The 13,333-nt window shown below is 63.0% G+C and carries 12 protein-coding genes; 2 read left to right on the top strand and 10 right to left on the bottom strand.

Going from position 1 to position 13,333, the window contains the following annotated elements; all coding sequences use genetic code 11:
• The first annotated feature begins 63 nt into the window (after positions 1 to 63).
• Positions 64 to 1,311 carry an MFS transporter gene (locus tag CKW09_RS00295; protein ID WP_095094918.1) on the top strand — a complete coding sequence of 416 codons (1,248 nt, stop codon included), beginning with the start codon at positions 64 to 66 and terminating at the stop codon, positions 1,309 to 1,311.
• Positions 1,312 to 1,372: 61 nt separating this feature from the next.
• On the opposite strand, the gene CKW09_RS00290 is transcribed toward CKW09_RS00295, so the two are convergent.
• The 10 genes from CKW09_RS00290 to fdnG form a co-directional block, all read right to left on the bottom strand.
• Positions 1,373 to 1,648: a type II toxin-antitoxin system RelE/ParE family toxin gene (locus tag CKW09_RS00290; RefSeq protein WP_073970302.1), complete on the bottom strand. Its 276-nt coding sequence runs from the start codon at positions 1,646 to 1,648 to the stop codon at positions 1,373 to 1,375.
• Complete coding sequence (locus tag CKW09_RS00285) at positions 1,648 to 1,908, bottom strand: CopG family ribbon-helix-helix protein (protein WP_061797877.1); 261 nt, start codon at positions 1,906 to 1,908, stop codon at positions 1,648 to 1,650. The genes CKW09_RS00290 and CKW09_RS00285 overlap by 1 nt, the downstream gene beginning before the upstream one ends.
• A gap of 81 nt (positions 1,909 to 1,989) precedes the next feature.
• Positions 1,990 to 3,831 carry a selenocysteine-specific translation elongation factor gene (selB, locus tag CKW09_RS00280; protein WP_095094915.1) on the bottom strand — a complete coding sequence of 614 codons (1,842 nt, stop codon included), beginning with the start codon at positions 3,829 to 3,831 and terminating at the stop codon, positions 1,990 to 1,992.
• Positions 3,828 to 5,219, bottom strand: coding sequence for an L-seryl-tRNA(Sec) selenium transferase (selA, locus tag CKW09_RS00275; RefSeq protein WP_095094912.1), 1,392 nt, complete (start codon positions 5,217 to 5,219; stop codon positions 3,828 to 3,830). Before selA ends, selB begins: the two co-directional genes overlap by 4 nt.
• 68 nt (positions 5,220 to 5,287) lie before the next feature.
• Entirely contained in the window at positions 5,288 to 5,893 is a 606-nt protein-coding gene (locus tag CKW09_RS00270; RefSeq protein ID WP_095094909.1) for a glutathione S-transferase, read from the bottom strand.
• Positions 5,894 to 5,939: 46 nt separating this feature from the next.
• On the bottom strand, positions 5,940 to 6,578 hold the full coding sequence (locus tag CKW09_RS00265) for a DcrB-related protein (RefSeq protein ID WP_061797966.1): 639 nt from the start codon (positions 6,576 to 6,578) through the stop codon (positions 5,940 to 5,942).
• Between the two features lie 118 nt (positions 6,579 to 6,696).
• On the bottom strand, positions 6,697 to 7,626 hold the full coding sequence (fdhE, locus tag CKW09_RS00260; RefSeq protein ID WP_061797872.1) for a formate dehydrogenase accessory protein FdhE: 930 nt from the start codon (positions 7,624 to 7,626) through the stop codon (positions 6,697 to 6,699).
• Complete coding sequence (gene fdoI, locus CKW09_RS00255; protein WP_061797871.1) at positions 7,626 to 8,261, bottom strand: formate dehydrogenase cytochrome b556 subunit; 636 nt, start codon at positions 8,259 to 8,261, stop codon at positions 7,626 to 7,628. Before fdoI ends, fdhE begins: the two co-directional genes overlap by 1 nt.
• Complete coding sequence (gene fdxH, locus CKW09_RS00250) at positions 8,258 to 9,157, bottom strand: formate dehydrogenase subunit beta (RefSeq protein WP_061797869.1); 900 nt, start codon at positions 9,155 to 9,157, stop codon at positions 8,258 to 8,260. Before fdxH ends, fdoI begins: the two co-directional genes overlap by 4 nt.
• Positions 9,158 to 9,169: 12 nt before the next feature.
• Positions 9,170 to 12,217 carry a formate dehydrogenase-N subunit alpha gene (gene fdnG, locus CKW09_RS00245; RefSeq protein ID WP_145957234.1) on the bottom strand — a complete coding sequence of 1,016 codons (3,048 nt, stop codon included), beginning with the start codon at positions 12,215 to 12,217 and terminating at the stop codon, positions 9,170 to 9,172.
• Between the two features lie 452 nt (positions 12,218 to 12,669).
• On the opposite strand from fdnG, the gene sodA reads away from it, so the two are divergent.
• Entirely contained in the window at positions 12,670 to 13,290 is a 621-nt protein-coding gene (gene sodA / locus CKW09_RS00235; protein ID WP_061797965.1) for a superoxide dismutase [Mn], read from the top strand.
• Positions 13,291 to 13,333: the final 43 nt, after the last annotated feature.

Below are 13,333 nucleotides of genomic sequence, written 5' to 3'. Positions count from 1 at the left end.
GCTCAGTTTGCGCTTCCCGCCCTGGCAGTTCCTTTTTTCTTCTTTACTATCAGTACTATAAATATGAAAACGACTTTACCACCTGCGGCACGTCTGGGCCGACAGGCGCTTTTATTCCCTCTTTGTCTGGTGCTGTTCGAATTCGCCACTTATATCGGCAACGATATGATCCAGCCCGGTATGCTGGCGGTAGTGGCGGATTTCAACGCCGGCGAAGAATGGGTGCCGACCTCAATGACCGCTTATCTGGCAGGCGGCATCTTCCTGCAGTGGCTGCTCGGGCCGCTGTCGGATCGCCGCGGCCGGCGCCCGGTAATGCTGGCCGGGGTGGCGTTCTTTATCGTCTCCTGCCTGGCCATCCTGCTGGTGACCAACATCGAGCAGTTCATCTTCATGCGCTTCCTGCAGGGCATCGGCCTGTGCTTTATCGGCGCGGTCGGCTACGCCACCATTCAGGAATCGTTCGAAGAGGCGGTGTGCATCAAGATCACCGCGCTGATGGCCAACGTGGCGCTGATCGCCCCGCTGCTCGGGCCGCTGGCCGGCGCGGCGCTGATCCACGTCGCGCCGTGGCAGAGCATGTTCGTGCTGTTTGCGGCGCTGGCGGCCATCGCCTTCTACGGCCTGTGGAAGGCGATGCCGGAAACCGCCGCGCTGCAGGGCGAGGCGTTTTCCGCCGCCAACCTGTGGCGCGACTATCGCCAGGTGCTGGGCAACCGCCGCTTTATCTGCGGCGCGCTGGCGATCGGTTTCGCCAGCCTGCCGCTGCTGGCCTGGATAGCCCAGTCGCCGGTGATCCTGATCAGCGGCGAATCGCTGTCGACGCTGGATTACGGCCTGCTGCAAATCCCGGTGTTCGGCGCGCTGATCCTCGGCAACCTGACGCTGGCCCGCCTGACCGGCAAAAACAGCGTGGAACGCCTGATCAAGCTGGGGGCGGGGCCGATGATGCTGGGGTTGTTCATCGCCGCGCTGGCGACCCAGTTCTCCGGCCACGCCTACCTGTGGATGACCGCGGGCCTGAGCCTGTACGCCTTCGGCATCGGCCTGGCCAACGCCGGCCTGTACCGCCTGACGCTGTTCTCAAGCGCCGTCAGCAAGGGGACGGTTTCCGCCACCATGGGCATGCTGAGCATGATGGTGTTTACCGTCGGCATCGAGCTGGCCAAGGTCGCCTACGTCTGGGGCGGCAGCGGGTTGTTCAACCTGTTCAACCTGGTCAGCGGCCTGTGCTGGCTGGCGCTGGTGGCGCTGTTCCTCAGCAAGCGCCGCAGCGGCGGCGTAACGCCGACGCCGAGCGAAGCGCTGTAACCACCAACGGGGCTAAGGCCCCGTTCTTGATTGGTACTCGTGATAATGCAGGGGATGGAGGCTAACGCTCTTCACGTGTATGCCAAATACGCAGGATATAAATTGTTGAGGATTGAAGTTGGTAGCGCATTTCATAACGACCAACGAGTATACGCCTCACCTCATGCGGCATAAATTCATCCAATTTCTCCCCAATACGGGGGTTATCACGCAGTACTTTCGGTGCTGCAACCAAAGCCTGTACCGTATTAGCTGCGGCAGCATGATTAACCGATGCAAGCAACTCAAACAAACGCGCCAAATCCGATAGCGCTTTACTTGTCCATTTTAAATCCATTAGCGCGGTACCGGCAGAGGCTTATCGCTGCTCAGGCTCGCGGCCCAGGCTTCAACCGATTCATGATCGATAACATTCTGCTGTTCGACATCGGTCAATGCCGCCAGTGTTAATCGACGACGTTCTTCTTCCTGATCGAGCCATGCGGTGAGCGCCTGCTTAACGATCCATCCGCGTGAGCGCTCCAGCTTGGCAGCCATCTCATCGACTTTTTCCACCAAGGGTAACGGCACATGTGCGGTGATGACTTTAGTATTCATCTAAATTGCCTCTGAACGGAGTCAATATAATCAAAATGATTAATTTTGATTATAACGCACAGCGGAACAAAAAACACACAATCAACCGCCAAACAGCCCGCGATCGCGCAGCAGGTGCTGGTTGCCCTTGCGGCGGGTAAAGCCGCTGCGGTCGAAGAACTCCAGCACCTGGATCGCCAGCTTGCGGCCGACGCCGAGCCGATCGCGGAAGTCGGCGGCGTTGGCGCTGCCCTGCTCCGCGTCGAGCTGGCGGATCAGCGCGGCGAACTGTTCGATGCGGCGGCTGAGGTAGTAACGATCCACCACCACCGCGGTGACGTGGCCCAGCTGGGCCGCCTTGCGCAGCAGCGCCCGCACCCGCGCCTCGTCCGCGCCCAGTTCGGCGGCCAGATCGCGCACCCACCAGGCCTGGTCGCCGAACAGCGGTTCAATCCGCTGCCACAGCGGCGCTTCTTCGGCGCTGAACGCCAGGCCATGCTCCGGCAGATGCAGCCAGCCGCGCGTATTGCGCAGCGCACCGGCCTTCAGCAGCCTATCGATCATCATAAACACCAGCGCCTCGTCCAGCGCCGGCAGCGCCATGCGCCGCAGACGCGCACGCCCCAACCCCAGCTGATCGGCGTGCTGTTGATGGTACTCCGCCAGCACCTGCAGCAGGCGGCTTTCGGCCTGCCGCACGTTGTCCAGCGCCAGCCCATGGTCACCGACCACCAGCAGCGGCGGCTCCGACAGCAATTCAGCCAGCCCGGCGTCGGTCAGCTGGCGCGCCCAGGCGAACGCCGCCAGCGACAGCGGCCCCTGGGGCAGCAGCAGCCGCAGCGCCTGGGCATCGTCCGCGGCCTGCGCCAGCGCCTGCAGCCAGGCCAGAAACTCCGGCTGCCGCTTGCCGCGCTTTGGCGCCGCCAGGCGCAGCACCCGGGCGGCGCCCAGCGTCTGGCGCGCGCCGATATCGCGCAGCACCAGCCGATCGTTTTCCGCCAGCCACAGCGGACGATCGAGGATCAGCTCCGCCAGGCCGCCGTTCAATAGTGAGAGCCGCCCGGTAATGTGGCTGGCGGCATGATGCAGATGCAGCGGCTGCCAATGGCGGATCGGCGCATCGGCTTCCAGCGCGACCAGAATGCGTTCTGCCGACTGCGGCGGCCGCTGCGCCAGCAGCCAGTCACCGCGGGTAATCTGTTCTTTGCCGACGTCGCCGCTGAGGTTCAGCGCTATGCGTTGACCGGCCTGCGCTCGCTCGACCGCCTGATTCTGGGCGTGCAGGCCGCGCACCCGCACCGGCGTATCCGCGCCGGTCAGCCACAGCGTATCGCCCACCGCCACCCGGCCGCCGAGCGCGGTGCCGGTCACCACCAGCCCGGCGCCCTTGACGCTGAAGGCGCGGTCCACCGCCAGGCGAAACCGGCGCGTCACCCCATGTTCGCCGGGCCGCAGCGCCAGCAGATGCTCGCGCAGCGCGGCAATGCCGCGCCCCTCGGCGGCGGCGGTGACAAACAGCGGCGCCCCGGGCCACCCCTGGCGGGCCAGCTCGTCATTTACCTGCCGGCGCACTTCGTCGATGCGCGTCGCCTCCACCCGGTCCGCCTTGGTCAGGGCCACCGTCAGCGCCGGGCGGCCGCTCAACCGCAGGATCGCCAGATGTTCGCGGGTCTGCGCCATCACGCCGTCGTCGCAGGCCACCACCAGCAGCGCATGGTCGATGCCGCCGACGCCCGCCAGCATATTGGCGAGAAACTTCTCGTGGCCGGGCACGTCGATAAAGCCCAATACCCGGCCGTCGGGCTGCGGCCAATAGGCGTAGCCCAGATCGAGGGTCATGCCGCGGCGCTTCTCCTCCGGCAGACGATCCGCGTTGATCCCCGAGATCGCCTGCAGCAGGGTGGTTTTGCCGTGATCGACGTGGCCGGCGGTGGCGATTATCATGCGCTCAGCGCCTCAATCAACGCGCCTTCCTGTTCCAGACAGCGCAGATCCAGCCACAGCCTGCCTTCGCCGATGCGGCCGATCACCGGCTGCGGCAGGCGGCGCCAGCGTTCCGCCAGCGCTTCCAGCGTGGCGCCGCGGCCGTCGAGCGGGGTAAAGGTCAGGGCATAGCTTGGCAGGCGATCGACCGGCAGCGAGCCGCTGCCGATCTGCGACCAGCAGGCTTCGGCGCGCAGCTGGAAATGCTCGCCGTAGCGCGGCGCCAGCGCCGGCAACAGGCGTTCTGCCATGTCCTGCATCGCCCGCTGCGGGCGGGTCAGCAGCCGCAGCGTCGGCAGCCGTTGCGCCAACAGTTCCGGCTGCAGGTACAGCCGCAGCGTGGCTTCCAGCGCCGCCAGGGTTATTTTGCCGACGCGCAGCGCGCGTTTGAGCGGATGCTGCTGCAGGCGGGCGATCAGCGCCTTTTTGCCGACGATGATGCCGGCCTGCGGGCCGCCCAGCAGCTTGTCGCCGGAGAAGGTCACCAGGTCGACGCCGGCGGCCAGCAGCCGCTGCGGCATAGGTTCGGCCGGCAGGCCGTATTGCGCCATGTCGATCAGCGAGCCGCTGCCCAGATCGGTGGCGGTCGGGATGCCCTGCTCCGCCCCAAGCTGCGCCAGCGCCGCCTCATCCACCGCCGCGGTGAAACCCTGAATGCTGTAGTTGCTGGTATGCACCTTCATCAGCAGCCCGGTCTGCTCGCCGATGGCGTTGCGGTAATCTTTCAGGTGGGTGCGGTTGGTGGTGCCGACCTCCACCAGCTGGCAGCCCGCCTGACGCATCACGTCGGGGATGCGGAACGCGCCGCCGATCTCCACCAGTTCGCCGCGCGACACCACCACCTGCTTGCCGGGCGCGACGGCCGCCAGCATCAGCAGCACCGCCGCCGCGTTGTTATTGACGATGCAGGCGTCTTCGGCGCCGGTCAGCCGGCACAGCAGGTCCGCCACCGCCCGATCGCGGTGGCCGCGGCCGGCGCCGTCCAGATCGTATTCCAGCGTCACCGCCGCGCCCATGGCGTCGGCCACCGACGCGATCGCCGGCTGCGCCAGCAGCGCGCGGCCAAGGTTGGTATGCAGCACCGTGCCGCTGAGGTTGAACACCGGCAGCAGCGCCGGGCGTTGTTGCCGGGCCAGCTCGGCGCGCAGCGCCAGCGGCCAGTCGGCGCACCAGGCCGGCAACCGCTGCTGCTGCTGGATGGCATCACGCGCCTGCGCCTGCAGCCGGCGCAGCAGTTCGCTAATCAGCGTCTGGCCGTGCTGCGCCACCAGCGGTTCGATCGCCGGTTCGCGCAATAGGCGATCGATAGCGGGTAGCTGGCTGTAAAGAAGGTGGGATTCAGTGCTCATGGTCGCTCGGTTTTCAGTTTAGGGGTATCGGCATAACACAGCCCCGCCGCAGCGGGGACGGAGGGCAATCAGGGGGGCAGCGTGCGGGCAAAGCTTTGGCGGGCGAACAGGCGTTCGGCCAGTTTGACCAGCGCCGGGCGTTCGACGCACCAGTTGGGCAGAATGCGGCGGAAGTTCAGGTAGCCCAGCGCGCAGCCGGTGGCGATATCCGCCAGCGTCAGCCGTTCGGCGTTCAGCAGCGTTTTTTCCTGCGCCAGCTTTTCCAGCGCGTCCAGCCCGTGCGACAGTTTGTCGCGCTGGCGCAGGATCCAGTTTTCATCCTGCTTTTCCGGCGCGCGTTTGCTTTCGCGGAACAGCGTGGCGGCCGCCTCGGTGACGCCGTCGGCCAGCGCTTCAATCTGGCGGATACGCAGCGCCGCGGCGCGATCGGCGGGCAAAAACGCCGGCGCCACCGCCAGCAGTTCCAGATACTCGGCCACCACCGGCGAGTCGTAAAACACCTCGCCGTCGTCGGTCACCAGCACCGGCACCTTGGCGAGCGGATTCAGCTCCGCCACCCGGCTGCCCGCTTCATACGGCGGATCGTTGACGAACTCGAACGCGATCCCCTTCTCCAGCAGCAGCACGGAGATCTTGCGCACAAAAGGACTGGTGTAACTGCCGATAAGCTTCATCCGATCTCCCCCGTTTCGCTCAACCCTGGCCATGGATGAAATAACCTTATTTCACCGCCAGGGTGTCGATAATCCGCTGCACCAACGCCTGATGCACCTCCGGCGTTTTGGCCGGCGACAGCATTTGCAGCGTCACCACCCGCTTGTTGAACACCGTCAGCATAATGGTGGACATCACCTTCTGTCCGTTGATGCTCTGTTCGGTATCCACCCGGCGAAATTTCTGTTTGCCGACGGTGAAGTTGTCTTCTTTGGTGGTCTGGATATTCTGGTAGCGCCCGGCCAGCTCGGTCAGCATGCTCTGCGTCAGCTCTTTCAGCATTTTATCGCTGGAATTGAGCTTCATGCCGTCCGGCGGAATGACTTCTGAAGACACCGCGCTCTGGCGCGATTTGCCGTCGAGGAACCGCTGAATGGTGGAGGTGCTGTCGTTGATGATGCCGCTGTTTTGAGTCTGATCGCTAAAACCCGCCGGCAGCTCGAAGGTCAGCCGGCCCTTTTGCAGCGAAACGCTCAGCCCGGGCGGCGGCGCCGGGGTTTCCACCGCCGGCGGCGCAGGCTGCGTCACGGTCGGTTTGGTATCGGGCTTCGGCACCTCGGGCTTGGCGTCGTCCTGGTTGTCGCAGGCCGCCAGCCCGATCGCCAGCACGGCGACCGCGGTAAATTTTGCAATGGTCTTCAACATCGTCATCCCTTTCCTTTCGCTTTGCGCGTCATTGCGTAAACGTAGCAACTCGGCCGGGCGAATGCCAGAAGCCCGGCCGGAAATTCATGAACCTTCCCCGCGGCGCAGTCGCCGATCGTCACTCCGCCGGGAACAGGAACGGGTTAATGCTGCTGCGGCCGAAGCCTTCGTCCTCCATCCTGGCGTCCAGCACCAGCGACGCCAGATCGTCGGCCACCGCCTCCACCTTGGGATCTTTTTCCTGGTACAGGATTTTCAGGTAGGTGCCGCAGTCGCCGCAGCTTTCCGCCTTCACCGCCGCCTGTTCGCTGTCCAGCGACCAGTAGTTGAGATCGCGGGTCTGCTCGCAGTTGCTGCACTTCACCCGCACCACGTGCCATTCGCTTTCGCACAGGTTGCAATGCAGGTAGCGCAGGCCGTTAACCGTGCCGATATGCACCATGCTGGCGACCGGAATGCTGCCGCACACCGGGCAGAATTGGCGGTGTTCGCCGTACTCGGCGCGCGCCTTGCCGGGGATCAGGCTGGCCATCTGCGCCCAGTAAAGCGACAGCGCGGCCCAGATAAACGGCGCTTTCTCGCTGCCCACCCGGCTGAATTCGCGGTTGAGCAAGGCGTCGGCCATCAGCTCCAGCTCGTGCGCCGAGGCTTTTTCCAGGTTGTCCAGCACCGCCAGAATAGGCTCCGGCGCCTGCGGGCGCAGCTCGGCTATCAGCGAGGTGAGCAGCCGCCGCCAGTGTTCGCTGCGCGGGTAAACGCTCAGATCGAGCGGCGGCTTGCCGCTGGCGGCGCCCTGCTGCAGAACTTCGGTCAGATCCAGCTGCAGCGGGTTGTCGTGCAGCGCATGGTGCTGCGCTTCGGCCAGCTGGGCGGCGAAGTTGAGATAGTCGCCCAGCGGGTTGTCGGTCGCCAGCTGACGCAGACGTTCCGCCCGGCGGCTGTACAGGCTTTTCAGATTGGCGAAAAGCAACGGCGGGATGGTCTCCGCCGTTGTGGACTTCTCGCGCTGTGCCCCTAACTGCTCTTTAGGAACGATGCGGATGCTCATCAGGGTTTGTCTTCCTGTTGTTTCTCGCGGACCTCACGGTACCAGCGCGGATGATGTTTCTTGGCCCAGGCCGCCGGCACCCAGCCTTCGACCATCGCGGTAATGGTGCCCTTTACCCACAGCGCGGCGTAAATGTGCACCATAATCACGATGATCAGGCCGACCGCGGCCAGCGAATGCACCAGCAGCGCGATGCGGATCAGCGGTATCGGGAACGACGGCGCGAAGTACGGCCGCCAGATCACCACGCCGCTGGCCAGCAGCAGCACCAGGCTGACGATTGCCGCCCAGAATACGCATTTCTGGCCGAAATTATAGCGCCCGGTGTCGCCCACTTCTTCGTTCATGGCGATTTTGTGGATGTTTTTGGCCCAGAGGATATCCTCGCGGTTGATCAGATTATGCTTCCAGTAGCGCAGGAACATGATCAGAAAGGCCGCAAACATGATCACCCCGACGAAGGGGTGCAGAATGCGCGCCAGCTGCGGCGTACCCAGGATGTTCATCAGCCAGTTGAAGGACGGGAAAAAGAACCCCAGCCCGCTGATGGCGGCGAACACGAAGCAGAACGCCACGATCCAGTGGTTGATCCGCTCCGGCGCGCTGTAACGCTGAATGCGCTTTTCCTTTCTCATTTGCGCGTCTCCTCATCGTGCAGCTCGTCGTGGTCTTCCTCTTCGACGCGGTTGGGGCCGACGCCGACATAGTGGAACACGCTGGCTGCGAAGGTGGCGGCAAAGCCGATGGCCGCCAGGGGTTTCCACACGCCTTTCCAGAAGGTCACCGCCGGGCTGATGCTCGGGTTATCCGGCAAGCCGTGATACAGCTGCGGCTTGTCGGCGTGGTGCAGCACGTACATCACGTGGGTGCCGCCCACCCCCGCCGGATCGTACAGACCGGCGTTCTGATAGCCGCGGGTATTCAGCTCGCTGACGCGTTCGGCGGCCACCTGTTTCATCGCTTCCTTGGTGCCGAAATGAATGGCGCCGGTCGGGCAGGTTTTCACGCAGGCCGGCTCCTGGCCGACGTCCACGCGGTCGACGCACAGGGTACACTTGTACACCCGGTTGTCGTCCTTGTTCATGCGCGGCACGTCGAACGGGCAACCGGCGATGCAGTAGCCGCAGCCGATGCAGTGCTCCGACTGGAAGTCGACGATGCCGTTGGCGTACTGGATGATCGCCCCTTCCGACGGGCAGGCCTTCAGGCAGCCCGGGTCGGCGCAGTGCATGCAGCCGTCCTTGCGGATCAGCCACTCCAGCTTGCCGTTTTCCTCCACTTCGGAGAAGCGCATCACCGTCCAGGATTTGGCGGTCAGATCGGCGGGGTTGTCGTACACCCCGACGTTGTGCCCGACCTCGTCGCGAATGTCGTTCCATTCGGAACAGGCTACCTGACAGGCCTTGCAGCCGATACAGGTGGTGACATCGATCAGTTTGGCCACTTCTTCCTGGTGATCACGGGCGCGCGGCGCCGGCGTGAAGCCATTGGTGGCGGATTTACGAATGATGTCCTGGGATTGCATTGCCATAATTCGTCTCCGTTACACCTTTTCCACGTTGACCAGGAACGCCTTGAACTCCGGCGTTTGCGTGTTGGCATCGCCGACAAACGGCGTCAGCGTATTGGCGATAAAGCCTTTCTTCGCCACCCCTTCGTAACCCCAGTGGATCGGGATGCCGATGGTGTCGACCTCCTGGCCGTGCACCTGCAGCGTGCGGATGCGCTTGGTCACCACCGCCTTGGCCTTGATGTAGCCGCGGTTGGAGCTGACCTTCACGGTATCGCCGTGCTGGATGCCTATCTTCTGCGCCAGCTTTTCGCCGATCTCCACGAACTGTTCCGGCTGCGCGATGGCGTTGAGCAGCGCGTGCTTGGTCCAGTAGTGGAAGTGTTCGGTCAGACGATAGGTGGTGCCGACGTACGGGAACTTGTCGGATTTGCCCATCGCCGCCAGATCGTCCTTGAACACGCGCGCCGCCGGGTTGGACACCACGTTCGGGTGCAGCGGGTTGGTGCCGAGCGGCGTTTCGAACGGCTCGTAGTGCTCCGGGAACGGCCCTTCCGCCATCTTGTCGGTGGCGAACAGCCGGCCCATGCCCTCGGGCTGCATGATGAACGGCCCGACGTCGCTGCCCGGCGCGGCGGTGCCGTAGTCCGGGATATCCACCCCGGCCCACTTGGCGCCGTCCCACTCCAGCAGCTGCCGCTTGGCGTCCCATGGTTTGCCCTGCGGATCGGCCGAGGCGCGGTTATACAGGATGCGGCGGTTGAGCGGCCAGGCCCAGGCCCAGCCCAGCGTATTGCCGAGGCCGGACGGATCGGCATTGTCGCGCCGCGCCATCTGGTTGCCGGCCGGCGTCCAGCTGCCGGCGAAGATCCAGCAGCCGCTGGCGGTGGTGCCGTCGTCGCGCAGCTGAGCGAAGGAGCTGAGCTGCTCGCCTTTTTTCACCAGCACCTTGCCGTCGGCGTCGAGCAGGTCCGCCAGCGCCTTGCCGTTGCTTTCCTGCGCCACTTCTTCGGCGGCGGGGTTGTCCGGCGTCAGGTAATCCCAGGTCATGTTCAGCACCTGTTCCGGCACCGCACCGCCGTCGCGCGCGTACATCTCGCGCAGGCGGGTGAAGATGCCCGCCAGGATTTCCCCGTCGTTCAGCGCTTCGCCCGGGGCGTCGGCGCCCTTCCAGTGCCACTGCAGCCAGCGGCCGGAGTTGACGATGGAGCCGTTTTCTTCGGCAAAGCAGGTGGACGGCAGGCGGAACACTTCGGTCTGGATCGCCGACGGGTCGACGTCGTTGAACTCGCCGTGGTTCTGCCAGAAGTTGGAGGTCTCGGTGTTCAGCGGATCGATGGTCACCAGGAACTTCAGCCTGGACAGCGACGCCACCACCTTGTTCTTGTTCGGGAACGAGGCCACCGGGTTGAAGCCCTGGCAGAAGTAGCCGTTGACCTTGCCTTGCGACATCATCTCGAAGTACTGCAGCACGTCGTAGCCTTTGTCCCACTTCGGCAGCCAGTCGAAGCCCCAGTCGTTGTCCTTCTGCGCCTTGTCGCCGTAGAAGCTCTTCATCATGCTGACGAAGAATTTCGGGTAGTTGCCCCAGTAGTTCACCTGGCCCGGCAGCAGCGCCTTCGGCGTGTTGGCCTTCAGATAGGTGTCGAGATCCGTCTGCTTCTCCGACGGCAGCGTCATGTAGCCCGGCAGGCTCTGCGACAGCAGGCCCAGATCGGTCAGCCCCTGAATGTTGGAGTGGCCGCGCAGCGCGTTGACGCCGCCGCCCGCCATGCCCATGTTGCCGAGCAGCAGCTGGATCATCGCCATGGTGCGGATGTTCTGCGCGCCGACCGAGTGCTGTGTCCAGCCCAGGGCGTACAGGAACGACGCGGTTTTATCCGCCACGCAGGTTTCGGCGATGTATTCGCACACCTGCAGGAAATCGTCCTTCGGCGTGCCGCAAATGTTGGTCACCACCTCCGGCGTGTAGCGGCTGACGTGCTGCTTGAGCAGGTTCCACACGCAGCGCGGATCCTGCAGCGTGACGTCGCGCTTGGCGTAGCCGTTCTCGTCGAACTGATAGTTCCAGGTGGTTTTGTCGTATTGGCGGTTTTCCGCGTCGTAGCCGCTGAACAGGCCGTCGTCGAAGGCAAAGTCTTCCCGCACCAGCAGGCTGGCGTTGGTATAGGCCTCGACGTACTCGCGGTTGATCTTGTTGTTGGTCATCAGGTACAGCAGGACGCCCGACAGGAAAGCGATGTCGGTCCCGGAACGGATTGGCGTGTAAAAATCCGCCACCGATGCGGTACGGGTAAAGCGCGGATCGATGACGATCAGCTTGGCTTTATTGTGAATTTTGGCTTCCATCGCCCAGCGGAACCCCACCGGATGCGCTTCCGCCGCATTACCGCCCATGACGATAATCAGATTCGCGTTCTTGATATCAACCCAGTGGTTGGTCATCGCACCGCGACCAAATGTTGGAGCAAGACTTGCTACCGTTGGTCCGTGTCAGACACGCGCCTGGTTGTCTACGGCAAGCATGCCGAGAGCGCGACTAAATTTTTGCGACAGATAACCGGTTTCGTTGCTGGCGGCCGAGGCGCACAGCATGCCGGTGCTCAGCCAACGGTTGACGGTAACGCCCTGTTCGTTGGTTTTGACGAAGTTGGCGTCGCGGTCTTCCTTCATCAGCGTGGCGATGCGGGTGAAGGCGTCGTCCCAGCTGATGCGCTGCCATTTGTCTGAGCCTGGCGCACGGTATTCCGGGTACTTGAGGCGGCTTTCACTGTGGATGAAATCAACCAGGCCGGCGCCTTTCGGGCAAAGCGCGCCGCGGTTTACCGGGTGATCCGGGTCCCCTTCGATGTGAAAAATGCTTTCTTTGGCGTTTTTGGCGCCATCGCCAAGGCTGTACATCAACAGCCCACAGCCGACGGAACAATACGTACAGGTATTACGGGTTTCACGGGCGCGCAGCAGCTTGTACTGCCGGGTCTCCGCCAACGCCACTTCCGGGGCAAAGCCCAGCGCGGCCACCGTCGTTCCTGCCATACCGCCAGCGCAGATCTTAAAGAACTGCCTTCTGCTGACCTGCATGGGGATCTCCTTTCACTCTCGATTGTCACATTGTTTCAAATGGCGCATTCCCCCATCAAGCGGGAAGCGCGAATGTCACTGTTGTTATGATTGCTGCAAGACGGCGATAATATTACCACAGCGTACTTGTGGTTGTTACAAATCGGTGCCGGTAAAGTGAACACTATAGCCCCGGAGGCGCACATAAATGTGATCCGCTTCACACGGAGGCCCGATGCCCGGCGCACGACAGTAACAGTATAGAGAGTAACCAACATCGCCGCGGTTCGGTGATGCAAATAGAGCTGTCGCGCTGCAGATCGGGCCGCTGTCTGTTCGCCGGTCGGAATTAACCATTTACTTTGTAGGGCATTGATAATCATTTTCAATATCATTTAATTAACTATAATGATCCGACTGCTTACGCGGTGCTCGCACCTTGCGCCGCCCATACACCACTGGAGATGATGATTATGAGTTATTCACTGCCATCCCTGCCGTACGCCTACGACGCACTGGAACCGCATTTCGACAAGCAGACGATGGAAATCCATCACACCAAACACCATCAGACTTACGTCAACAACGCCAACACCGTGCTGGAAGCTTACCCGGAACTGGCTCAATACGGCGTTGAAGAACTGATCCAGGATCTGGATAAAGTGCCTGCCGACAAGCGCACCTTCATGCGCAACAACGCCGGCGGCCACGCCAACCACAGCTTCTTCTGGAAAAACCTGAAAACCGGCACCACCCTGGGCGGCGATCTGAAAGCGGCCATCGAGCGCGATTTCGGCAGCGTTGAGAAATTCCAGGAAGAGTTCGAGAAGGCGGCGGCCACCCGCTTCGGTTCAGGCTGGGCCTGGCTGGTGCTGAAAGGCGACAAACTGGCCGTGGTGTCTACCGCCAACCAGGACAGCCCGCTGATGGGCGAAGCCGTTGCCGGCGCTTCAGGCTTCCCGATCATTGGCCTGGACGTGTGGGAACACGCTTACTACCTGAAATACCAGAACAAACGCCCAGACTACATCAAGGCATTCTGGAACGTGGTTAACTGGGACGAGGCCGCAGCGCGCTTCGCCGCGAAGAAGTAATTCGCGTTATCCCCTGAAGATGCCCGCTGATGCGGGCATTTTT

Source organism: Serratia ficaria, from assembly GCF_900187015.1.
Taxonomy (GTDB): Bacteria; Pseudomonadota; Gammaproteobacteria; order Enterobacterales; family Enterobacteriaceae; genus Serratia; species Serratia ficaria.
Note: the sequence above shows the minus strand (reverse complement) of the source record. Positions and strands in the feature narration are given on the sequence as shown.

Excerpts from the sequence above, each read along its gene's own strand:
- CKW09_RS00295 (WP_095094918.1), top strand. The coding sequence starts at position 64 with ATGAAAACGACTTTACCACCTGCGGCACGTCTGGGCCGACAGGCGCTT.
- CKW09_RS00290 (WP_073970302.1), bottom strand. The coding sequence starts at position 1,648 with ATGGATTTAAAATGGACAAGTAAAGCGCTATCGGATTTGGCGCGTTTG.
- CKW09_RS00285 (WP_061797877.1), bottom strand. The coding sequence starts at position 1,908 with ATGAATACTAAAGTCATCACCGCACATGTGCCGTTACCCTTGGTGGAA.
- selB (WP_095094915.1), bottom strand. The coding sequence starts at position 3,831 with ATGATAATCGCCACCGCCGGCCACGTCGATCACGGCAAAACCACCCTG.
- selA (WP_095094912.1), bottom strand. The coding sequence starts at position 5,219 with ATGAGCACTGAATCCCACCTTCTTTACAGCCAGCTACCCGCTATCGAT.
- CKW09_RS00270 (WP_095094909.1), bottom strand. The coding sequence starts at position 5,893 with ATGAAGCTTATCGGCAGTTACACCAGTCCTTTTGTGCGCAAGATCTCC.
- CKW09_RS00265 (WP_061797966.1), bottom strand. The coding sequence starts at position 6,578 with ATGTTGAAGACCATTGCAAAATTTACCGCGGTCGCCGTGCTGGCGATC.
- fdhE (WP_061797872.1), bottom strand. The coding sequence starts at position 7,626 with ATGAGCATCCGCATCGTTCCTAAAGAGCAGTTAGGGGCACAGCGCGAG.
- fdoI (WP_061797871.1), bottom strand. The coding sequence starts at position 8,261 with ATGAGAAAGGAAAAGCGCATTCAGCGTTACAGCGCGCCGGAGCGGATC.
- fdxH (WP_061797869.1), bottom strand. The coding sequence starts at position 9,157 with ATGGCAATGCAATCCCAGGACATCATTCGTAAATCCGCCACCAATGGC.
- sodA (WP_061797965.1), top strand. The coding sequence starts at position 12,670 with ATGAGTTATTCACTGCCATCCCTGCCGTACGCCTACGACGCACTGGAA.